Raw genomic sequence first — 19,231 nt, forward strand, 5'->3', positions numbered from 1 at the left:
CATGCAACCGGCACGCGCCGAAGCGATCCGGCAGAATCGTTACAATGCCCGCATGAATCCCCCCTCAACTGAATCGAATGCGCGACATGCTGACCTCCTATTACTGGAGTGACGACGCCATCCGCAGCCGAAGCGTGAGCGACATCGTGCTATCAGGCACAGTCGACGTCCCTATGCCCCCTGCACGTCTGCTTGCGGATTGGGAACGAGAGATATCGTCGCATCTGGTCCTGGAACCCGGGGACGTCGAGCCAATGCCGTTGCCGCGAGCGCGGGCGCGCTGGCCGGACTACACGCGCTGCGTTCAGGCCGTATCCGATTGGACGCGCGCGCTTGGACTGCCTGAGGTGCTCGCCGCGAGTGACGTAGCCCTCATGGCTTGCCGCGGCGCGCGGTACCACCATGACGGTGCGCAATATGGCGACGCGGCCTTCTGCAATCTCTTCATGAGCGAAGACCGAGGTCTGGACTTGAATTTTCCCGCTTTGGGCCGGCGTATTCCGCTGACCCGTGGAACGGTTGTGCTATTCGATACTGGCCAGCCTCATGGCGTCATCCAGCGCGGCAGCAGTAGCTTTAATGCAGCCGACTTCGCGCCGGACCAGGATTGGATCCAGATATTCCTGACCTGGGAGCTTCCCATCGAAAATGCCCATGTTGGGCACGCACTGAAGGTGGCCTTCGACGTCGCCCCTTCGACCTCGCTGCAACTGGATAGCGAGCAAGTCCAGCTGAACGGCGAACGGGTGATTGTGTGCCCTGACTCGGGTCGTTGGTCCCGGGCTGACTAGTCGTCAGGATCACCGCGGCGTTGCCCTGACACGCACGCGGGTTAGCGGCTGACGCCGCCGGCCGCCTGTATGATGGCGGACTTGCGTCCGACAACAGCCCGCACCGGCGATCCGCTTAGATCGCGTACCGCCCGCTGCCGCTACGCGGCGCTAATGCATCCATTCACGATGACCCAAAGGAAGACCGCCATGACGGCCACAACCCAATTCGATCAGGTTTCCGTTATCAAACGCGCTAACGTCTACTTCGACGGCAAGTGTGTCTCGCACACTGTTCTCTTCGCCGACGGCACGCGCAAGACGCTCGGCGTGATCCTGCCCGGCACACTAAACTTCGGCACCGACGCGCCGGAACTCATGGAAGTGCAAGCCGGCCAATGCCGCATCCGCCTCGAAGGGAACGACGAGTGGAAGACCTATGGCGCGGGCGAGTCGTTCTCGGTGCCCGGCAAGAGCCGCTTCGATATCGACGTGATCGAAACGCTCGACTACGTCTGCAGCTATCTGTAAAGACGGACGGATGCCGGGTCATTCACCCGGCACCGTCACCTACTTTGCTGACTTTTCCGTTGTGTTTTCCGTGACGCCCTTTCCTTAGGAACGACTGTCTGCGGCAACCACCACACGGTTCACGTCTACGTTCCCGCGCTAGTCACGATTGCAAGGCTTGGGCAATAGTGTGTTGCGCTCAAGTACGGCGCTTGCTGTGAACGAGCTCCAGCAGCATTAGACGTGGGCGGATCGATAAAAACTGATGCATTGTTCGATCCCGCGGGAGCGGTGAGGGTCATCGTCACTTTCCACCAGTTACCCGATTTCACGGCGCTCAGTGAGGTTGCCTGTCCAGCGCCCCATGTCCCGCGCACTACGGCGCCCGTATTCGTATTGAGAACCCAGCCAAATTCGGTGCCGCTCGGGTCATCGGTCTGGATTGATCCGCCAGGAAAGACCGTCGCGTTGGTGGTGGCGAGAACATAGTCAGTAAAACTATACGATTGGCCACCCTGAACCCTGATGATTTCGCGGACATTCGAGACTGACGAGCCGTTCGTGCTGGTCACCATTGCTGCCCCCTTGTTCACTCCGGAGACATCGGTTGCAGGCACAGCGGTACCTCCATTTTGTTGCGACCATGCATCCGGTGTAGCGAGACTCAGCGGCGAGTTGATCAGATTGTTTGCATAGCAGGCAGCCACGGCCTTGTCAGCAGGCGGTCCGTAAAACTTTGCAATGCTCGCCTGGATCGCGTTATCGGTCGTGTCGGATGTCGCCTTGGTGATGATCGCTCCTTCGAAGAACTGGATGGGAGCACCGCTACCGTCGCCGCCTTCGCCAAGCGAAAGACCGCCCTGCCATTGCCCATTAAATGCATGACCCGCGTCGTTGCCAAAGTTCAAGGCTTCTGGGGGCGCCTGGTCATAGAGTGCTGTGAGTACGCTCTGCGAGGCGGAGCCGCCTTTGACCACGAAGATATTTGACGCGGTTACCGGTGAGTATTTAGAGAGCACCGTGACGAACTTTTCTTTTGGAGGCTGCTGCGGACCATAGAGATAAACGCCTGCCTCCGCGTCGACGCCCGGCCAGTTAATATCGAGTGCGTTGCATACAGGGTCTTTTACGTTGGGTGCCTGGTTCGAGTCGCCGTCACAATAGCCGAACACAGCTGCGTTGCCGTTCGAGAACGCCAGCGCGAACATTTCCCCTTCTACTTCTCCATGCGCATAGGTGCCCGGGTTAGCACTGCTTTCCATATTTCCGTAGGTCCCGCAGCACGTGGACGACTGGCTATAGTGCGCTCCCGCCACCATATATTCAGCGATATCGCTATCACCAATCGACTGGTTCACCGTGCCGAACCTGTTGCGATACGCTTGCCCCGCCAAAGTACCGAGCGCTGGAATCTGGACGCCTTGCAACGGCACGAAGCCTAACTTGGCCGGCGTACCGGGCAGCGCCGGCAAATCGTTTCCGATCGACAATTGGAGGGTCGGTGACTGGGTGGTCAGCGCGGTGGGAGGCTGGAGCAGTTGAACGGTCAGTGCTCCACTGGTTCCTGGAAGCGTGATTGTCGCAAAGCCGTTGAGAACCGGAACAGTCGTCGCCTTTTGCTTCCCTGAGCCGCTATTCGGCAGGGTCAGTGACTCTGTTCCGTCCGCGTTGAGTGTGAGGGTGGCCGGCACGTTGCCAAATGCTCCTCCCTTGAGAGGCGCAACCAGGTCAATCTGATCGTAGATGTAGGTGACGGAGCAGCTTGTATTGTTGCAGAACGCATTTGCGCTCTTAACGTTGGCCGAGCCGATCAGCGTGCGGTCGGCTCCGTTCGGCAAGCTACCCGACGTATAGGGGTAGATGTCCTGCGTTGCACTATCGGACGCACGTCGAACCTGGAATAACGGGCCTCTGTAATTCTTTGTCAGCAGGCGAGTCACGCTATGAGCCGCGGAACACGGCGTGTTGGCAGTTGCTGCAGCGTCGCAAGGTAGCGGGCTCGCGCTCGCTTGTTCCGCTTGCGCACTGTCATTTGACTGGGCCGTGTCATTCGTTGGCGACGGCGACGTACTTGAGTTCGACACCCCTGTCGCTTGAGATGCGGACGTGCCGCTACTGTCTCCGTTACATGCGGCAAGCCCGACGGTCATCGCTAACAAGACGGCAATTAATCCGGTTCCTCTGGACATCATGACCTCCTCCTATGAAACCACGCTTCTGATTAGACTCATTCAACTTAGTCATGCAAAATGATTTATAAAAAATCATCACGGGTCAGGCGAGTTCAGAACTGCCACTCATTGCCGGCAGTTAGAAAATGTGCTGCCGAGCGATACAGCGCGCCGTCCCAGCCATACGGTGCGCAGGAATGAGGTTGATTGTCTGGTAGACCGCGAAGATGCCGGCATGCGTGGCGGCCGTGCAGTCGAAGTGCGTTGGCTGGCCGTCACGCAGGATCTCGCCGGCCACTGGCGGCGGCATGGTACTCATCGCGTTCGTGAGCGCGGGTGGCTAGTACACGAGGTCAGCGATCAGGATCGCCAACATCCATTGCGGTACACAGCGGCTCGCCATGCTCGTCTCCACTATCGTTGTATCGATCGGCTGCCCAGCGGGACAGCATCTGACAACGCGAGACGGTAGGGTCGCCGCGTTAGGTAATAATATTAGTCAACAATATCGACTTATTGCCTCGGTATAATCCCGTACATGCGGATTAAGGGATCGAACAGTAACGTCCATATAGTGGGGAAGGTAGCGCGCGACGGCCCGAATTTCGCCAATATTATCGCTAATACAATTTGTAATAAATCAGCGAGCCGCTAGTCGAACGTTTGTTCCGCAAGACGATTGAGTACGCGTGGCAACTGAGGCATGCCTAGCGAACATGTGGGGGCCGACCTGGTCGTACGACACACTGAAAGCGCTCGTTTTTTGCGGTCAGCGCCGTTTATGTAGCCACTTCTCGGGAGTCATACCTGCCACGACCGGCGTATGCGCTCACGAATGTCATGCAAGCGCGAAACGGATTCGTTGGAGAAAACGAAACGCAGATAGCGGTCTGCGCCAGGTCCCCAATTCGTCATCGGCGTGGCCGCGATCTTGCCGCGTTCGAGCAGCAGCTTCGATGCCTCGGGTGGCTCCAGACCCAGTTCACGGGCATCGATGAGCATCGACCAGCCACCATGTGGACGGATCACCGGCAGGTCAGCAAGCGCGCCGATCAGGAAGTCGCGACGGCGCTCCCATTCCGCGACCGCAGCAGCCACGCCGTCGTCGGTTGCCGTCAGCGCGGCAGTCGCGCCGGGCATCCCGATTCCAACCTGACACACCACGTTCGACAAACTCACGAGACGTACGTCGTTCATGATCGACGCGGGCCCAACGATCCAGCCGACGCGCCAGCCGATCATCCGATACTCCTTCGACACCGCGCCGATGGTGATGGTGCGTTCGCGCATGCCCGGCAAACCGGCGGGATGAATGACCTCGCGCTCGTCGAACAGGATGCGCTCCATCGCCGCGTCATAGACCAGCCAGATGCCATGGCGTGTGCAATGTTCCGCAATCGCAAGCCATTCGTCCCGCGACGCGACGTAGCCGCTCGGCATCGAAGGCGACATGATCAGCAACGCTTTCGTTCGCGGCCCGATCGCTGCGGCAAGACTGTCGAGATCGAGCCGCCAGCCGTCGGCACCCGGCTGCAGCCGCACGAATTTCGGCACGCCTGCGGCCAGATGCACCCGGTTGATCAGCCCAGCGTAGGTGGGATCCGTTAGCACGACCTCGTCGCCCGGCTCAAGAATCGACAGCAGCACGTTAAAAATCCCCGCCAGGCCGCCGGCCGACACGATGCATTCACTCGCTGCGTCGTATGCGACGCCCGCGGCACGGCCGACCCGCTCGGCAGCCGCCTCGCGCAACGCACGCTGGCCGGTAAAGGGCAGATAGCTGTTTGCCGCGTCGTCGTCGATGGCCTCGTGCGTGCGAGCCAGCGCCGACGCCGGCGGCCGCAGGTCGGTATCGAGATTTTCAAGCCTTAGAATGTCCGCGTCGCGCAGAGAATCCGCGGCGTCGCCGATTCGGTCGACTCCAATGCCAGGAATATTTCTTAAGCGAGATACTGTCACACGGGCCTCCGTTATCGTTTTAATATATTAAAGTGAAAAAATCTCCAGATAGCAAGCCCTCTTCGACTGCGCTCGCCGAACTCCTGCGCGAGCGCATTGCGAACGGCATCCTGGTGCCGGGAACGCAGTTGCGCCAGGATCTGATTGCGAAGGAATTCGGCACCAGTCACATTCCGGTGCGGGAGGCGTTCGTGCAGTTGCAGGCGAGCGGGTTCGTTACGCTCGTGCCGAACCGGGGCGCATTCGTCTCCGCGATGACGAGGCTCGAAGCGTCAGAATTGACGGAAATGCGGATCGCGCTCGAACTGCTAGCGCTCGACTCCGCGATCGATGCGTTCGGCGCGGACGACGAGGCCACGGTCCGCGCAATCCTCGAGCACGACGAGAATGCGCACGAGGTCGAGCACTGGTCGATCGACAACTGGGCATTTCATCGAGCGATCTATCAGCCATGCGACAAGCGGCATCTGCTGGAGACGCTGGAAGCAATCTGGCGCAAGACTGACCGCTATCTGAGGCTCGTCTGGCAGCTAGAGCGCTACCAGGGCATCTCGCTCGCAGAGCATCATGCGATCCTCGATGCCGTGCTCGCCCGAGATCGACGCGCCGCCAAGCGCCTGACGAAAGCGCATATCGAGGCGGCCGGCGTCGTGATGCAGGACGCGCTGCGTGAAGCGCGGCAATGACGAAGCCGGTAGTCAACCGGCCGAAGCTGTCGCGAGGAACTGCGCCAGACGCGCCCACATTTCAACGGGATTCGAGTACATCGGGAAGTGCCCGCTATGGGATATTTCCGCCAACTCTATTCCGTGAGCCCGCAGATAGGGCAGATACGACAGAGAAGCGTTCTGCTCGCCATACATGAACATCCGCGGGAACGGCAGTGAAAGGAATTTCGTCATCAGGTCGCCATGGTCGGACAGTTCGACCATGGATCTGAAGATGCCCGGCACCGCCTCAGCGCGCACCTTGTGACCCAAGCTCGCTGCATAGAGCGGACACGAATAAAACGGCGAACGCCAAGCCCGTTCAATGAAGTCATCGAAGAATGCTTGCGCGTTCTCCGCCGGATAATCGATCACCTGTCGGCTCAGGAAACAGTCCTCGGGTGCCACGTTACCCTCGATATCGGTGAAGCTCAGCACGCGCTGAGGTTCTTCATGCGCCAGCATGAGCGCGGTGAGGCCGCCCATTGAGTGGCCGACGAGATGGAACCTGTGGATGCCGAAGTGCTCAAGCACGGCCTTCGCAGTCGCGACCAGAAACGGAATCGAAATCTTCGACAGATCGCTGCAATGCGTTGCGCCGCAGCCGGGTGCGTCGTATGCCACAACCGCACGTCCAGCGAACGCCGGATGGCGAACGACATCGGCGAAATCTTCTTTGGTCGAACCGAAGCCGTGCAGGTACAAGATCGGCGCCAGTTCGCCCACTCTGCGCATTGCGGCGATCTGGAGGTCAACACCTTGTACGCTCAGCGTCAGCGTTTCTCTTGCAAGCTCACCTGGCGACGGCATGATTTTCCTGACTAAGTAATTGGCAAAAGCTTGTGATCGCACGGCAGGCCTCGATCAGTGCGTCGTCATCGAGCGCATAAGCGATCCGGATATAGGGGCCGAGCCCAAAGGCGCTGCCTTGAACGACGGCGACACCAGCTTCGTCCAGTATGGCGCCTGCTACGTCCTCGTCGGTGTTGAGTTTTGTGCCGGCCGGCGTCGTGCGTCCGATCAGCCCCTCGCACGAGGCAAACGCGTAAAAGGCGCCACTGGGTGAGGCACATGTCAGGCCGGGGGCCTGATTGAGCAGCTTCACCATCAGGTCGCGCCGCTGCTCGAATACGGATCGCGATTCGGCGATGAAGTTCTGAGGGCCGGTGAGCGCTGCCAACGCTGCATGCTGCGAGATAGCACTGGCGCCCGAGGTCTGTTGCCCCTGGAGTTTTTCCATTGCATGCAGCAGCCAGCGCGGACCGGTGCCGAAGCCGATGCGCCAACCCGTCATCGCATAAGCTTTGGACACGCCGTTCATCGTCAGCGTGCGAGAGATCAGCCGCGGCTCGACCTGAGCGATCGTATGGAAGGTCGCACCATCGAAGATCAGGTGTTCGTAGATATCATCCGACAGGATGAGCACATGCGGATTAGCCAGCAGCACTTCGGCAAGCGCGGCAAGCTCCTCACGCGTGTAGACCGCACCGGTCGGATTGGAGGGCGAGTTCAGGATCAGCCAGCGCGTGCGTGGTCCGATTGCGTCGGCCAGCGCCTGGGGCGTCAGCTTGAAACCGTCTTCGCCTCCGCAGGTGACGACAACCGGGGTCGCACCGCACAACTGAACCATCTCCGGGTAACTCACCCAGTAGGGTGCGGGCACGATGACCTCATCGCCTTCGTTGAGGGTTGCGGCCAGCGCGTTGTAGATAACCTGTTTGCCGCCGCTGCAGACGATCGTGTCCTGCCAACTGACGTCAAGGCCGTTCTCGCGCTGGAATTTGGCGGCCACGGCCTCGCGCAGCGAGCGCATGCCGGCGACCTGCGTATAGCGAGTATGTCCGGCACGAATCGCGTCGACGGCCGCGTCGCAGATATGCATGGGCGTGTCGAAGTCCGGCTCGCCAGCGCTGAGCGAGATGACCCTGGCACCCGAGGCACGGCGCGCTGCAACGCGGTCCATCATGCGGTAGGTCGCCGAAGCTTGGGCCTTGGCGAGGTGAACGTTCAGGCGTTCCTGATCTTGGCGATTCATCACCTGCACCCTTCCTTGATGGCGTCGAATTCCTTGTCGTGCATGACATCGGCGACCGATCGCCCGGCACGCACCGCCTGCACCATGCCGTCCTGGCGCCGCGCGATGCGCTCACCCAGTTCAACGACTTCTTCGATGCGCGCAGCCGGCACGAACACCGTGCCACAACGGTCCGCGATGACGTAGTCGTCTTCATGAACGAGTACCCCGGCGACGCGGACAGGCTCGCCTGAGGAAACCTGAACGACTCGATTGCGGGCGCTGATCATGGTGACGTCACGCGCAAAAACCGGGTATCCGATTGATTCGCTGCCGTCGATATCGCGGCTCATGCCGTCGATTACCGAACCGCGAATGCGCTTGAACTGGGCAGCGTTGGCAAGAATGTCGCCCCAGCACGAAATCCCATCGATGCCGCCAGCAATAACCAGAATCCGGTCGCCTGACTGGATCTGGGCGATAACCGGTGAAATCAGGTGGACGGTTGGTCCCGCGTCCTTCTTCGGTCCCAGTTGAATGGTGCTGGCGCGTCCGACGATCTTCGGACAATCCCACAGAGGGCGCAGTCCGAACGTAGCGCCGGGAAGATCAAGGAAGTCCAGCGCGTCCGACACCGTGTTGGTGTCGAGCGCGGCAAAGCGGTCAAGCAGTGAGGTCGAGGTCATGGAAGCGCCACGAGATGGTTGCGATGCCCTACTTTCACGCCTACAGTTCGATATGTAAATTCCGAATCTTGGAAGCCTTCGATACGGCAAACCTATCAGTCAATCATGATCAACTTCCGGCTTATCCGTCATTTATGGCTCTTCCTCGCCGTTGCCGAGGAACAGCACTTCGGGCGTGCCGCGCGACGCCTGGATATGTCCCAGCCTCCGCTGACTGAGCAGATCCAGGCGCTCGAACAGGCGTTGAAGGTGAAGCTGTTCGAGCGCTCCCGGCGTGGAACGCAACTTACGCCGATTGGCGCTGCGATCCTGCCTGCAGTGCGTAAGTTCGCGGAACAGCTCGAGCGACTTGAGCTCTCGGTGCGCGAGGCCGTCGCCGGACGAAGTGGCGTCCTGACAATTGGGGCGATTTCGTCGGCGATGCTGGATATTCTGCCGCCGCTGGTCGAGCGGCTAAAGTCCGAGTACCCGCAACTCACGATATCGGTCAAAGAGATCGACAGTGTGGAGGCCGTCCCAGCGCTCGAGGCGGGCGACATTGACCTGGCCTTCGCCAGACTGGAGGGCGAACTTGGCGGGACCATTCAGTCATTGCCGCTGGCCCAGGATCGGCTGGCGGTGGCCATGCATCGTGACCATGCGCTGGCTGGAACGTCACGCATCAGGCTGGCATCGCTCGCAGATCAGGATTTCGTGATGTTTTCGCGGCAGGTAAGCCCGGTGTACTTCGATAGTCTGGTGGCGTCTTGCCGGTCCAACGGGTTCTCTCCGCGAATCCTGCATGAAGTCCGTTCGGTGGCGTCTCAGGTTGCTTTCGTGGGCTGCGGGCAAGGCATTGCCCTGGTGCCGGCTTCGTTGAAGAAACTGGCTCCTGAGAATGTGGTGTTTCGCCCACTCAAAGAAAACGTAAGTGAGGTGACTACCGCTGTGGCCTGGAGTACCGGGCGGGATAATCCGCTTATAGATGCCGTGGTTGCCGTATTGGGTAGTACCGGAGGGGGTCCGAAGATGCGTAAGGTGTTGCGTTAACAAAATCACGTTGCTGGAGTTCACGCCATGATGAAACCTTTTTGCTTCGCAGCGGCCCTCGTCGTACTCACCGCCGGCTGCGCCTCGACAGGGTCGCCCGCGAATAATCAGAACGCCGGGCCAAGTCCGGCCGGCACGGATACCTATATTCTGCACACTCCCAACGGTGCGGCGCCTGGTGGCCCCACGTCAAGGCGACCGAGGCTCAGCGTCGGTGTCAGCGATCCCGATACCCAATTGATTCTGCCGTGGTTCCTCAATGACATCATCAACTTTGTTAACTATCGCTAATGTCTGGGGCTGGCAAAGCGGATCTCGACTGAGGCAGTTCGCAGATTCGAAAGTAGGGGCGAGGGTCGACGGCCGTCAACTTCCGGGCTCTACAGGAAATCGGGCATGGTGAGCGGCGGGCCGTTGCGGCGCGGCGGGCGACCGCTCTGGAGCAGCAGGTACGCCACGCCGATCGCGACTCCTGTGTACATAGTCATGGTGTTCCACGGAATCGACACACGCTGGAAAGGCGCCGGCATATACCTGACCAATGACGTACCGATAGAAAGACAGGTCACAAGGGTGCCGCACATCGCGACGGAAAACACCATCAATGTCATGCCGCCATTCCATGCGCGCTTGCCTCGGGTCGAAAGCGCGATACCGGCGATGAGCAGAACCGCAGCGGGAACAAGCAGGTCGAGCGGGCGCAATTGCGGCAGCAGATAAACGAGCAAACCCGCCCTGATGGTCACGGTCGACATTGCCCAGAAGTGCAGCGCACATGACACAGCGAAGCAGGCAAAACAGGCAGCGCTTCTATAGCCAGGCAGTTTGGGGCGCGCCCGCGAGTGCAGAAAATCGCTGCTGAGACGGTTGTACAGCAGCGCAAAACTGACGAGCACCTGCGGCAAGTAAAAAAGCAACATCAACCGAGAAGGAAGCACAGCAGATAGTGCGATGCAAATGGCGGTAACCCAAACAAGAAGCGTGCGTCCCCACGCACGCCGGAATGCGAGCGCCACATGCGCGACCAGGCCAAAGATGGCCCCTACCCCCGATATGCCATACAACGCCCACGTCTGCCAGGGCCAATGGAGATGCGCCACTGCTTGCCAGTTCTGTCGATATAACTCGCAGGTATATGCGAACTGCACAAGCGAATAGATGCATCTGCAGGATGCCGCAGTACGCGATTACCTTGATGGTTGTGTATCGGCGTGGGAAATGCGCTGCAGATCCGGTTTCGATAAGAGTTGAACCCATGTGAGAGTCGGTTATGTCGGTTGTCGGCGAAACCATACGTTGGCCCTGCACGACGTATTAACGTCAATTTGACTCTGGACTTGAGGTTTAAGCGGGCAATGTGGCTGGTTTCGCACAACGCGGCAAATAGGAGGCGACTTCACGCCGCCACTCTTATGTAGATGAAAATTGGCGATTTGGGGTAATCTTTCGCCGCATCCTTATCATCCTATTTCGCCACAGGATTGCTTTTTTATGGTCGCGAACGCCATCGCCTACAGCCGGTTCGATGTTGCCGGGTTGCCACCGCAGCAGCAATTGCTGGCCTATTGGGAACGGCTTGGCCATGTAATCGAGATCGTGCCGTCGCGTGAGCAGGTCCGACAGCCCTTTATCTGCGTCAGTGACCGTTACGATATCGGCGAATTCAGTATTAGCGACCTCAACGCAAGCTCGCCGACCTGGTTCAACTGATCGTGGCCGCATTCGGGGAAGAGGCTGGTTTGAGCGGCAGCAAGCGAGCCGTCAACCGTGCGCTGATGTACGAACATACGCGAAGCTATGTACGCTCTAACCTGCAGGAAGGCGGGTTATCGCCCGAGGGCGTCATTGAATCGCCAGGGCTTCCGCGCAGCACAATCTATCGGCTGTTCGAACATGACGGCGGCCTTGGCGCTTACATTCGCCAGCTTCGCTTGCGCGCCGCCGCAGACGATCTCGTTCGATTTCCGAAGACTGCGATCAAAGACATTGGCTATTCAGGCGGCTTCATCAGCCCATCCCACTTCACACGTGCCTTTCGTGATGCTTATGAAATTACGCCTCAAGAATTGCGTTTGAATAGCTACCGATATCTCCACGCAGAACAGAGATAGCCAGCCTCATTGGCGCTCTTGCTTGTCAACGGCTGCTGCGCCGGCCGCGCTCAGCGGCTCGCAGATATTCGGGCGGTCGTGATTTCAATGCTCGATGCCACCCTTGAACATGATCTGCGCGGTGCAATCAGGCGGTAACCGCTAGAATTGCGGTTTTAGCCCGGAATACGCCAATGTCTTTTGCCTCGCTTGGCCTGATCGATCCCTTGCTGCGTAATTTGCAGGACCTCAACTACCAGACACCTACGCCGGTGCAGGCCAAGGCGATTCCTGCTGTGCTCAGTGGCAAGGACGTCATGGCTGCGGCACAGACCGGCACTGGCAAAACGGCGGGTTTTGCGCTGCCGCTGTTGCAACGACTGGTGCAACACGGCCCTGCGGTGTCCAGCAACCGCGCGCGTGTTCTGGTGCTGGTGCCCACCCGTGAACTGGCCGAACAGGTGCTGCAGAGCTTTATCGATTACGGCAAAGGCCTCGATTTACGATTTCTCGCCGCCTACGGCGGTGTGAGTATCAACCCGCAGATGATGAAGTTGCGCAAAGGCGTGGATGTGCTCGTTGCCACGCCGGGCCGTTTGCTGGATCTCCATCGCCAGAACGCAGTGCAGTTTGATCAAGTACAGACGCTGGTGCTGGATGAAGCCGACCGCATGCTGGATCTGGGCTTTGCGCGCGAACTCAACGCCGTCTTTGCTGCGTTGCCCGCTAAGCGCCAGACCTTGCTGTTCTCTGCCACGTTTACCGATGATATCCGCGCCATGGCGGCGGGCATTCTGCGCGGCCCGGTCAATATTAGCGTCAGCCCGCCCAATGCCACGGCCAGCAAGATCAAGCAGTGGGTGGTGACGGTGGATAAAAAGAACAAGCCCGATCTCTTCATGCACCTTGTGGCTGAGAACAACTGGGAGCACGCGCTGGTGTTCGTCAAAACCCGCATTGGCGTGGATTACCTGGCGGCCATGCTGGATGACGCGGGCTACGCGGTCGACACCATCCACGGCGACAAACCGCAACCCGCGCGCCTGCGTGCGCTGGAGCGCTTCAAGACGGGCGAAGTCCATATGCTGGTCGCCACCGATGTGGCTGCGCGCGGGCTGGATATCGACGACCTGCCGCTGGTGATCAACGTTGATCTGCCGATCGTGGCGCAAGACTATGTGCACCGTATTGGCCGTACCGGCCGCGCGGGCGCCAGCGGTGTGGCGGTGTCCCTTGTGTGTGCCGATGAAGCGCCGCAACTGGCCGCGATTGAAGCGCTGATCCGGCAAACACTGCGCCGTGAAGAAGAGCCGGGTTTTGAAGCCGAACACCGCGTGCCGCAAACTAGCGCGACAGGCGAGATCATTAAGAAACCTAAAAAACCCAAGAAGCCCAAAGTGCCGCAAGCTGCGCCGGGCGCCATGCAGGTGCCCAGCAATAAACCGCGCCCCCAAGGTGGTGAAAACAAAGGCAAGCGCGCTGTGCCCGCGGGTAAAGGCACAAGCTTTTCCAGCGGTAGCCCATTCAGCGTGCAAAAGCCACGCAGCAAACCCACCAGCAAGCCAGCTGCGGGTTCACATAAGCCGGCTGGCAAACCCGCTGGCGGCCGCGGCAAACGCCAACCCTAATCCGTGGCGATGAGTAACGCCGGCCCAGGAACAGGCTGGCGGTTTGCTGAACAAATTGGCGACAATTTTGATTCGAAGTACTCTTGCGAATTGTCTCTACATCGCCCTCATCGCTGCCATGTTGCCGTCTATCGACGAACTCCTCGCGCTTGACGCGCTGACCTTACGCGAACACACCGAGCAGGCTGGTGATGCCTTTGATGTTGATGAGCACCGAGTCCAGTTGCGAAAGTCCCTGAAGGTCAGCGAGGTGTGCTCAGTGCGACGGGAAGGCAAACTCGTTGCCTATGCCATGCTTCGACCGCATTCAGGAGCTTGCTGGTTCGTTGGCGCATTTGGTACGCATCCTTTGTATCGAACGTATGCCGTTATAACTGAGCTGCTCGCAAAGATGGCGACGCTGGCGAGCGAACAAGGGATCGGTGAGCTAAGAAGTCATGTCTACAAGACCAACCGATTGTCTATCGCTTTCCATCGCAAGCTTGGATTTCAAGTGACGCGCGAGAACGACAAAGGCTTTGAGTTCTTCATTGCAATACGTGAACTGACCACGAAGCCAGCGATTCAACGCGCCACTGCCAGAGCGGCAAGCAGCCCCGCGTCCGGCGCATCGGAAGCACCGGCAATTCTGCGAAAAGTGTGACGCAGGTACGTTGATTTGTTCGTCGAGTCATAGCGGGAACATTGGGAATTAGATGCCGTTCACGTAGCACCTAGTCCCTCCGCTCGGGGTGGCGAAACCGGGAGCGAGGAATTTCAGCGATAGCCGCGATCTCGATCATCAGTTCGGGTCGGTATAGACGTTCGACCTGGACTGTCGTTGTGACTGGATACGGCATGACAAAGAATTCTTGTCGAATGTCTCCTGTGGTCATGAATGCTTCAATGTCCGTTGCATAGTGAACCATCGAAATCACATCCGCCATTTGCCCACCCATCGGTGCCAGCATGTCCCGAACATTCTCCAGGACCTTGCGCACCTGCGCTCTCATGTCGTTTTGCCCGATGACTTGCCCATGCCGATCGAGTGACACCTGCCCTTTCAGGTGAACGATCTGGCCATCGCCTTGGATGACGGCCATCGAGAATGCGCCGAACGGCGACCAAACATCGGGAGGGTTCACTGCATTTACCATTACCGAACTCCTATGGCCAGTTTGAGAGATTCGACCTCGCCGCCTGGATTGCTGACACTCACGTTATCACCCAAATCGAAGCTGATGAGCGCAGTTATTCGCAACTCCGGCATTCGCTATGGCCGGGAGATCCAGGGACCGCAATCTATCTGGCCGACTGTATTCAGGGCGAGGCGCAATTCCCAACACTCGATGTGTTCTTCTGCGCGGAAAATCAGCGCCTGTGCGATCGGGACGCGAGCTGAGGTCGTGGTGGTGTAGATGGCAAGGTAAACGCAAGCTGGCGTGCGCGCGACGCCTGAATCTAAGGGTTTGTACTTATTTTTTCAACATTGTTTTGTTCCGCAAGTACTTAATTGCGAGCAGGCCACGGCCTAGACTGCAAGCACTGAAACGCAAACGGGCGTTTGCGGAACAAACGAAGTCTGGAGGTAAGTATCATGAAACTCGTTCAATCGCTCATCGTCGCAGCTGCTCTTGCAATTCCGGCTGTCTCATCTTTTGCTCAATCCAACGAAGCGGCCGCTCCGGCCAATGTTCAGGCCACACAAACTAGCGTGAGTGCAGGAAGTTTTGGCGGTGTTGCTGACGGTACTTCAGCGTCGGGCGGCCGTCATGAACTGCGTTCGTTCGGCACTGCCGTCTCCCACTTGGGACATAAAATTCAAGGCTCTATTCGCCCCGACCCGAATGATGGAATGAAGTCCGTGTTTTTCGGCGGCGCATAAATTGACTGGGTTGATTGCAGCCTTGTATTGTTGATCAAGTGCTGCCTGGACATCCCTGGTCTGTTGAGGGAATGACATAGAGACGCGCAGATAAATCTGCGCGTTTTCGTTTTCAGGGATCGACGACAGCGCTCCGGTAGACTGCAACTCTCGCCCTACCTCGCCGCGATCGCATGGACACCCAGCTTTTGATCATTTGCGGACTTACATTCGTAATCCATGTCATCGCGACGCTGGCTTATGCTGTGCGGATCGCCGGTGTTCGCACTCGACGTATCGCTGTGTCGTTCTCGCTGTTCGGAATCATTGCCCTTGTCTCCCGAACGGCGAATTCCTTTCAAGGGCCGTTCATAGCCAAGCGTGTGGAGCTTGATATCTCTCGGCACCTTGAGGGTGGCCTGCTCAGCGATTTTCGGCTCTTCCTGATTACAGCTACAGCGGCAAGCATAGTCGGCGCGTTGCTGATTCCAACGTTCCAGCGTTATTTCAGCCGTGCTGTCGAGCACTTTCAAGCTAATCGCTCATTGCCGCGCCTTCTGCTCCACATCTTCAGCCGTGGCGGCATCAGCTATATGCGGGACGGCGCACGGGTTCCATCGCGCCAAAACATTTCTCAGCTAGCGAGCGGTGCCGGTGTATCCGGAACGGTGATAGCGCTCAACATCTTTGCGATGGCCATCTGGACTGTCGGTGTTTTCGCGTCACTCTACGCGGGATACCTCAAGCCAGATTTGCGCGTGACGTGCGCCAATCTATCGTCGGTCATTAATGGCTTTGCAACCGTTGTATTGGCGGTGGTCATCGACCCGCAGGTTTCCGTCATGACGGACGACGTGATCGAAGGCCGAATCTCCGAAAACAGCTTTCGACGAGCCATCACCACCCTCGCCGGGGCACGAGTTGTCGGAACCTTGTGCGCACAGATAATGCTCGTCCCGGCCGCACTCATTATCGTACGCGTCGCGGAGCTGATTTAGCATCTCCAGCGTCTCGTTGCCGAGCATGCTGACTCGCGCCGCCGTAGCGTCAGACGTCACCCATATCGCTTCATTCGAATGCAGCAGACGTCGATATCTCGACGATCCAATCAACAAACGCCTTGATCGCGGCAGTGGCATTCCGGCCGAGCGGATAGACGATGGAAATTGGCACCGGCGAGCATCGCGCGTCAGTGAGAACCTCCCGCAGGCGCCCGGTTTGAAGGTATGGAGATGCGGCGAATCTTGATATCTGGATCAGTCCCAGTCCTTCGAGGCCGCATTGCAAATAGGCCTCCGTTTCGTTGACGGAAAAATGGAGCGTGGAAGAACTGAAGCGGAAACTCGCCGAGGAACCGCATGACGCTCTCCGGAAGTACCGCGTCGTCTTTGTGGAAGGGCGTGGTGTAGCGTGGGATCAGCAAAGCACGTTCAACGCGCAACAGGGGATTGCCGTATGCGGACTCGAGGAGTGGATGCGAAGCAACTCCGTGACAAGCGAGGCTGCTCAGACCGCTTGACGATCCCGTTACCGGGTGACCTGGCACCAACTTGTGAACCACTAGAGACCGGCAATCATTTCTCTCGTGTCCAAAGGATAGCGTGCAACGTGGAGTTACCCGCGATGTCGCCGCGCCCGGTGATCCCGACACCTTCGCTGAAGTTGTCCCCCGGGAGCGTGCCCAGGTCGGTCATCGCCCCGTGCTCAAACAGAAATGCGTGCGGTAAGTACGGGTTGGTTCCGGCATCCGACTCGCCGACCACCTGCCCGCGATTGTTGATCCCGAAAGCGTTGCTATCGTTGCGGCCAGGGAGCGAGCCCAGGTCCGTCATCACCCCCTTTTCGTACAGAAAACCGTGCACGTCCCCGCTTGCGATAGACGATATGCCGATCACCTGGCCGCGATCGTTGATCGCCTGAGCATGGCTGAGTCCGGTATCCTGGAGCGTGCCCAGGTCGGTCATCACCCCGTAGTCATATAGAAAGGCGTGCGCGAATCCGCTTGCAATGGACGAATACCCCACCACCTGGCCACGATTGTTGATCGCCAAGGCTCCGCTGTCGCTGCCACCGGCAAGCGTACCCAGATCGGTCACCACCCCGTTGTCAAACAGGACAGCGTGAAGATACCCGCGCAAATTGGACGATAAACCGACGACCTGGCCGTGCTCGTTGATCCCGGAAGCTATGCTGTAGTTGCCACCGGGGAGCGTCCCCAGGTCTTTCATTACTCCGTGTTCGAACAGAAAGGCGTGGGTTTCCCCGCGTGCGGTGCTCGAGTAACCGACCACCTGGCTGCGATTGTTGATCGCGTTAGCTGAGCTGTTGCTGCCACCGGGGAACGTACCCAGATCGGTCACTACGCCGTTTTCAAATAGACAAGCGTGCGTGTTCCCGCCCGCCGTGATCGAGTAGCCGACCACCTGGTCGCGCTCGTTGATTCCGAGCGCGTTGCTGTAGTTGTATCCACCGGGGAGCGCACCGAGATCTTTGATGACGAGACTCTGGCCTGCGGCAGGCTGGAATGCGGCGACCGTGATCAGAGTGAAAACAAATAAGGCGCGGCGAACACAACGCACATTGCCAATCACATTGCATGCGGATTGCATAGTGATCCCCTTTCCTGGAGTAAAACCTATCGGCCTTTTGTGTTGGAGAATAGGGTATGTATGCAAATAGAAGTTACCGACCACTCTAGTCTACGGAATGCCTTGTTTCAACTTATTAAATAGCGAGGCAAATTAATGACAATGAAAAGCTGTGCCAACCTCAATGTGACGAAACATACATCGCATCATCGAACGCTGCCGGAATAGCAAAGCTCTCGCGCATACGCTTCGCCTCCGCCGCCGGTGTCAAGCCAAAAAGCCGCTTGAACTCTCTGCTGAATTGGGACGCGCTCGTATAACCCACTGCGTGGCTCGCGGCCTCCGCAGTCAAATCCTCGCGGACCATCAACAGGCGAGCCTGATGCAAACGCGTTGACTTCACGTACTGCATCGGCGAAACGTGAGTGATTGCCTTGAAGTGGCTGTGGAAGCTCGGAAGGCTCATTCCCGCTTCCTCTGCCAACTGCGTCACGTCCAGCGGCTGCGCGTAGCCGGCATGGATGAGGCGTAGCGATCTGCCTATCCGGCCGAACTGCCCTCTCATCGCCAACGCCTCGCGCATCGAGCCTCCCTGCCTGCCGGTGAGCACACGGAAATAAATTTCGCGCAGCAGGCCCGGGCCCAATACAGCAGCTTCGAGCGGCCGATGCATCGCCTCGAGGAAGCGCAACACGGACGCCTGCATCGCGTCATCCATCGGCGTCGATATCATGCTCTGAGGCGCCTGCACGTGTTCCATTGCGCCTTCGCGATCAATCTGTACAGCGAGTTCGGCGGCCACTGTGAAATCGAGGTGAAGATACAGCGCGAGCAGCGGGCGCTCCGGAGTTGCCTCGGTTTCCATGCTGAACGGAACAGGCACGGACACGGCCAGGTAGTGATGCTCGTCGTACAGGTAGAGCTGGTCGCCGAAATAACCTCTCTTGCGGCCCTGACAAACAATCACTATGCCGGGATCGTAGAGAACCGGCGTGCGTGACAGAGGCCGGTTTGAACGCAAAATCCGCACGCTCGGCAGCGCCGTGAGGTTGTAGCCCTCCTCCGGCGCCAACGCGCGGAGCAACGCAATCATGCGTTTCTGGCTTGCCGGGGAAAGATCCGGATTGTGCGCAGAGGTTCGCTTCGCACTCATAGTTTTGGGCAAGAAAAATAGCGAAATATGGCTTAGTTAGCCTCGTTCTTCATACTAGTATGCATTCTCCAGACACCATTTGG

Annotated in this window: 23 protein-coding genes; 12 read left to right on the forward strand and 11 right to left on the reverse strand. The window is 58.6% G+C overall.

The genetic code is table 11. From position 1 onward, the window contains the following. Positions 1-86 precede the first annotated feature (86 nt). Positions 87-791, forward strand: a complete 705-nt coding sequence (locus KHO33_RS14980) for a hypothetical protein (RefSeq protein WP_200564929.1) — start codon at positions 87-89, stop codon at positions 789-791. Between the two features lie 189 nt (positions 792-980). Then, positions 981-1,301 (forward strand): pyrimidine/purine nucleoside phosphorylase, encoded by a 321-nt coding sequence (gene ppnP / locus KHO33_RS14985; RefSeq protein ID WP_054043344.1) that lies wholly within the window; start codon positions 981-983, stop codon positions 1,299-1,301. Between the two features lie 125 nt (positions 1,302-1,426). Here the strand turns inward: ppnP and KHO33_RS14990 are convergent, their stop codons facing one another. The 3 genes from KHO33_RS14990 to KHO33_RS15000 form a co-directional block, all read right to left on the reverse strand. Continuing rightward, a complete protein-coding gene (locus KHO33_RS14990) occupies positions 1,427-3,472 on the reverse strand; it encodes an arabinofuranosidase catalytic domain-containing protein (protein WP_200564930.1) in 2,046 nt (681 codons plus the stop codon). A 118-nt stretch (positions 3,473-3,590) separates the two neighbouring features. Continuing rightward, a complete protein-coding gene (locus KHO33_RS14995) occupies positions 3,591-3,770 on the reverse strand; it encodes a hypothetical protein (RefSeq protein ID WP_054043324.1) in 180 nt (59 codons plus the stop codon). A gap of 482 nt (positions 3,771-4,252) precedes the next feature. Next, positions 4,253-5,410: a pyridoxal phosphate-dependent aminotransferase gene (locus tag KHO33_RS15000; RefSeq protein ID WP_200564931.1), complete on the reverse strand. Its 1,158-nt coding sequence runs from the start codon at positions 5,408-5,410 to the stop codon at positions 4,253-4,255. A gap of 32 nt (positions 5,411-5,442) precedes the next feature. Between KHO33_RS15000 and KHO33_RS15005 the strand changes: the two genes are divergently transcribed. After that, a complete protein-coding gene (locus KHO33_RS15005; protein ID WP_054043320.1) occupies positions 5,443-6,096 on the forward strand; it encodes a GntR family transcriptional regulator in 654 nt (217 codons plus the stop codon). 12 nt (positions 6,097-6,108) lie between these two features. Here the strand turns inward: KHO33_RS15005 and KHO33_RS15010 are convergent, their stop codons facing one another. The 3 genes from KHO33_RS15010 to KHO33_RS15020 are packed head-to-tail and all read right to left on the reverse strand — an operon-like array spanning position 6,109 to position 8,817. After that, positions 6,109-6,927, reverse strand: a complete 819-nt coding sequence (locus KHO33_RS15010) for an alpha/beta fold hydrolase (protein ID WP_200564932.1) — start codon at positions 6,925-6,927, stop codon at positions 6,109-6,111. Next, complete coding sequence (locus KHO33_RS15015) at positions 6,911-8,152, reverse strand: pyridoxal phosphate-dependent aminotransferase (protein WP_200564987.1); 1,242 nt, start codon at positions 8,150-8,152, stop codon at positions 6,911-6,913. Before KHO33_RS15015 ends, KHO33_RS15010 begins: the two co-directional genes overlap by 17 nt. After that, the gene (locus KHO33_RS15020; protein WP_200564933.1) at positions 8,152-8,817 is read right to left on the reverse strand and encodes an RraA family protein; all 666 of its coding nucleotides are present in this window, start codon (positions 8,815-8,817) and stop codon (positions 8,152-8,154) included. Before KHO33_RS15020 ends, KHO33_RS15015 begins: the two co-directional genes overlap by 1 nt. 105 nt (positions 8,818-8,922) lie before the next feature. Between KHO33_RS15020 and KHO33_RS15025 the strand changes: the two genes are divergently transcribed. Both KHO33_RS15025 and KHO33_RS15030 read left to right on the forward strand, forming a co-directional pair. Continuing rightward, positions 8,923-9,846 carry a LysR family transcriptional regulator gene (locus KHO33_RS15025; protein ID WP_200564934.1) on the forward strand — a complete coding sequence of 308 codons (924 nt, stop codon included), beginning with the start codon at positions 8,923-8,925 and terminating at the stop codon, positions 9,844-9,846. A 30-nt stretch (positions 9,847-9,876) separates the two neighbouring features. Next, positions 9,877-10,137: a hypothetical protein gene (locus KHO33_RS15030; protein ID WP_200564988.1), complete on the forward strand. Its 261-nt coding sequence runs from the start codon at positions 9,877-9,879 to the stop codon at positions 10,135-10,137. An 89-nt stretch (positions 10,138-10,226) separates the two neighbouring features. Here the strand turns inward: KHO33_RS15030 and KHO33_RS15035 are convergent, their stop codons facing one another. Beyond that, positions 10,227-10,601 (reverse strand): hypothetical protein, encoded by a 375-nt coding sequence (locus tag KHO33_RS15035; RefSeq protein WP_200564935.1) that lies wholly within the window; start codon positions 10,599-10,601, stop codon positions 10,227-10,229. Positions 10,602-11,337: 736 nt separating this feature from the next. On the opposite strand from KHO33_RS15035, the gene KHO33_RS42105 reads away from it, so the two are divergent. The 4 genes from KHO33_RS42105 (at position 11,338) to KHO33_RS15050 (ending at position 14,207) form a co-directional block, all read left to right on the forward strand. After that, complete coding sequence (locus tag KHO33_RS42105; RefSeq protein WP_054043312.1) at positions 11,338-11,556, forward strand: hypothetical protein; 219 nt, start codon at positions 11,338-11,340, stop codon at positions 11,554-11,556. A gap of 29 nt (positions 11,557-11,585) precedes the next feature. Next, positions 11,586-11,957, forward strand: a complete 372-nt coding sequence (locus tag KHO33_RS42110; protein ID WP_054043310.1) for a helix-turn-helix domain-containing protein — start codon at positions 11,586-11,588, stop codon at positions 11,955-11,957. Positions 11,958-12,130: 173 nt separating this feature from the next. Further along, positions 12,131-13,564: a DEAD/DEAH box helicase gene (locus KHO33_RS15045; RefSeq protein WP_200564936.1), complete on the forward strand. Its 1,434-nt coding sequence runs from the start codon at positions 12,131-12,133 to the stop codon at positions 13,562-13,564. A gap of 43 nt (positions 13,565-13,607) precedes the next feature. Beyond that, positions 13,608-14,207, forward strand: a complete 600-nt coding sequence (locus KHO33_RS15050) for a GNAT family N-acetyltransferase (RefSeq protein ID WP_234477008.1) — start codon at positions 13,608-13,610, stop codon at positions 14,205-14,207. Positions 14,208-14,277: 70 nt separating this feature from the next. On the opposite strand, the gene KHO33_RS15055 is transcribed toward KHO33_RS15050, so the two are convergent. After that, positions 14,278-14,700 (reverse strand): RidA family protein, encoded by a 423-nt coding sequence (locus KHO33_RS15055; protein WP_200564937.1) that lies wholly within the window; start codon positions 14,698-14,700, stop codon positions 14,278-14,280. 440 nt (positions 14,701-15,140) lie between these two features. On the opposite strand from KHO33_RS15055, the gene KHO33_RS15060 reads away from it, so the two are divergent. Then, positions 15,141-15,428: a hypothetical protein gene (locus tag KHO33_RS15060; protein WP_128576734.1), complete on the forward strand. Its 288-nt coding sequence runs from the start codon at positions 15,141-15,143 to the stop codon at positions 15,426-15,428. A gap of 173 nt (positions 15,429-15,601) precedes the next feature. Further along, positions 15,602-16,405, forward strand: coding sequence for a lipid II flippase Amj family protein (locus tag KHO33_RS15065; protein ID WP_200564938.1), 804 nt, complete (start codon positions 15,602-15,604; stop codon positions 16,403-16,405). Positions 16,406-16,475: 70 nt separating this feature from the next. Here KHO33_RS15065 and KHO33_RS15070 read toward each other — a convergent pair whose 3' ends face one another. Further along, positions 16,476-16,694, reverse strand: a complete 219-nt coding sequence (locus tag KHO33_RS15070) for a LysR substrate-binding domain-containing protein (protein WP_200564939.1) — start codon at positions 16,692-16,694, stop codon at positions 16,476-16,478. 34 nt (positions 16,695-16,728) lie between these two features. On the opposite strand from KHO33_RS15070, the gene KHO33_RS15075 reads away from it, so the two are divergent. Continuing rightward, the gene (locus tag KHO33_RS15075; RefSeq protein ID WP_200564940.1) at positions 16,729-16,926 is read left to right on the forward strand and encodes a hypothetical protein; all 198 of its coding nucleotides are present in this window, start codon (positions 16,729-16,731) and stop codon (positions 16,924-16,926) included. 55 nt (positions 16,927-16,981) lie between these two features. Here the strand turns inward: KHO33_RS15075 and KHO33_RS15080 are convergent, their stop codons facing one another. Both KHO33_RS15080 and KHO33_RS15085 read right to left on the reverse strand, forming a co-directional pair. Next, positions 16,982-18,016: an HAF repeat-containing protein gene (locus KHO33_RS15080; RefSeq protein ID WP_200564941.1), complete on the reverse strand. Its 1,035-nt coding sequence runs from the start codon at positions 18,014-18,016 to the stop codon at positions 16,982-16,984. A gap of 160 nt (positions 18,017-18,176) precedes the next feature. Then, positions 18,177-19,148: an AraC family transcriptional regulator gene (locus tag KHO33_RS15085; RefSeq protein WP_200564942.1), complete on the reverse strand. Its 972-nt coding sequence runs from the start codon at positions 19,146-19,148 to the stop codon at positions 18,177-18,179. Positions 19,149-19,231 lie beyond the last annotated feature (83 nt).

Origin of the sequence: Paraburkholderia nemoris (assembly GCF_905221015.1) — a bacterium.
GTDB lineage: Bacteria > Pseudomonadota > Gammaproteobacteria > Burkholderiales > Burkholderiaceae > Paraburkholderia > Paraburkholderia nemoris.

Excerpts from the sequence above, each read along its gene's own strand:
- KHO33_RS14980 (WP_200564929.1), top strand. The coding sequence starts at position 87 with ATGCTGACCTCCTATTACTGGAGTGACGACGCCATCCGCAGCCGAAGC.
- ppnP (WP_054043344.1), top strand. The coding sequence starts at position 981 with ATGACGGCCACAACCCAATTCGATCAGGTTTCCGTTATCAAACGCGCT.
- KHO33_RS14990 (WP_200564930.1), bottom strand. The coding sequence starts at position 3,472 with ATGATGTCCAGAGGAACCGGATTAATTGCCGTCTTGTTAGCGATGACC.
- KHO33_RS14995 (WP_054043324.1), bottom strand. The coding sequence starts at position 3,770 with ATGAGTACCATGCCGCCGCCAGTGGCCGGCGAGATCCTGCGTGACGGC.
- KHO33_RS15010 (WP_200564932.1), bottom strand. The coding sequence starts at position 6,927 with ATGCCGTCGCCAGGTGAGCTTGCAAGAGAAACGCTGACGCTGAGCGTA.
- KHO33_RS15015 (WP_200564987.1), bottom strand. The coding sequence starts at position 8,152 with ATGAATCGCCAAGATCAGGAACGCCTGAACGTTCACCTCGCCAAGGCC.
- KHO33_RS15020 (WP_200564933.1), bottom strand. The coding sequence starts at position 8,817 with ATGACCTCGACCTCACTGCTTGACCGCTTTGCCGCGCTCGACACCAAC.
- KHO33_RS15025 (WP_200564934.1), top strand. The coding sequence starts at position 8,923 with ATGATCAACTTCCGGCTTATCCGTCATTTATGGCTCTTCCTCGCCGTT.
- KHO33_RS15030 (WP_200564988.1), top strand. The coding sequence starts at position 9,877 with ATGAAACCTTTTTGCTTCGCAGCGGCCCTCGTCGTACTCACCGCCGGC.
- KHO33_RS15035 (WP_200564935.1), bottom strand. The coding sequence starts at position 10,601 with ATGTCGACCGTGACCATCAGGGCGGGTTTGCTCGTTTATCTGCTGCCG.
- KHO33_RS42105 (WP_054043312.1), top strand. The coding sequence starts at position 11,338 with ATGGTCGCGAACGCCATCGCCTACAGCCGGTTCGATGTTGCCGGGTTG.
- KHO33_RS15045 (WP_200564936.1), top strand. The coding sequence starts at position 12,131 with ATGTCTTTTGCCTCGCTTGGCCTGATCGATCCCTTGCTGCGTAATTTG.
- KHO33_RS15055 (WP_200564937.1), bottom strand. The coding sequence starts at position 14,700 with ATGGTAAATGCAGTGAACCCTCCCGATGTTTGGTCGCCGTTCGGCGCA.
- KHO33_RS15060 (WP_128576734.1), top strand. The coding sequence starts at position 15,141 with ATGAAACTCGTTCAATCGCTCATCGTCGCAGCTGCTCTTGCAATTCCG.
- KHO33_RS15065 (WP_200564938.1), top strand. The coding sequence starts at position 15,602 with ATGGACACCCAGCTTTTGATCATTTGCGGACTTACATTCGTAATCCAT.
- KHO33_RS15080 (WP_200564941.1), bottom strand. The coding sequence starts at position 18,016 with ATGCAATCCGCATGCAATGTGATTGGCAATGTGCGTTGTGTTCGCCGC.
- KHO33_RS15085 (WP_200564942.1), bottom strand. The coding sequence starts at position 19,148 with ATGAGTGCGAAGCGAACCTCTGCGCACAATCCGGATCTTTCCCCGGCA.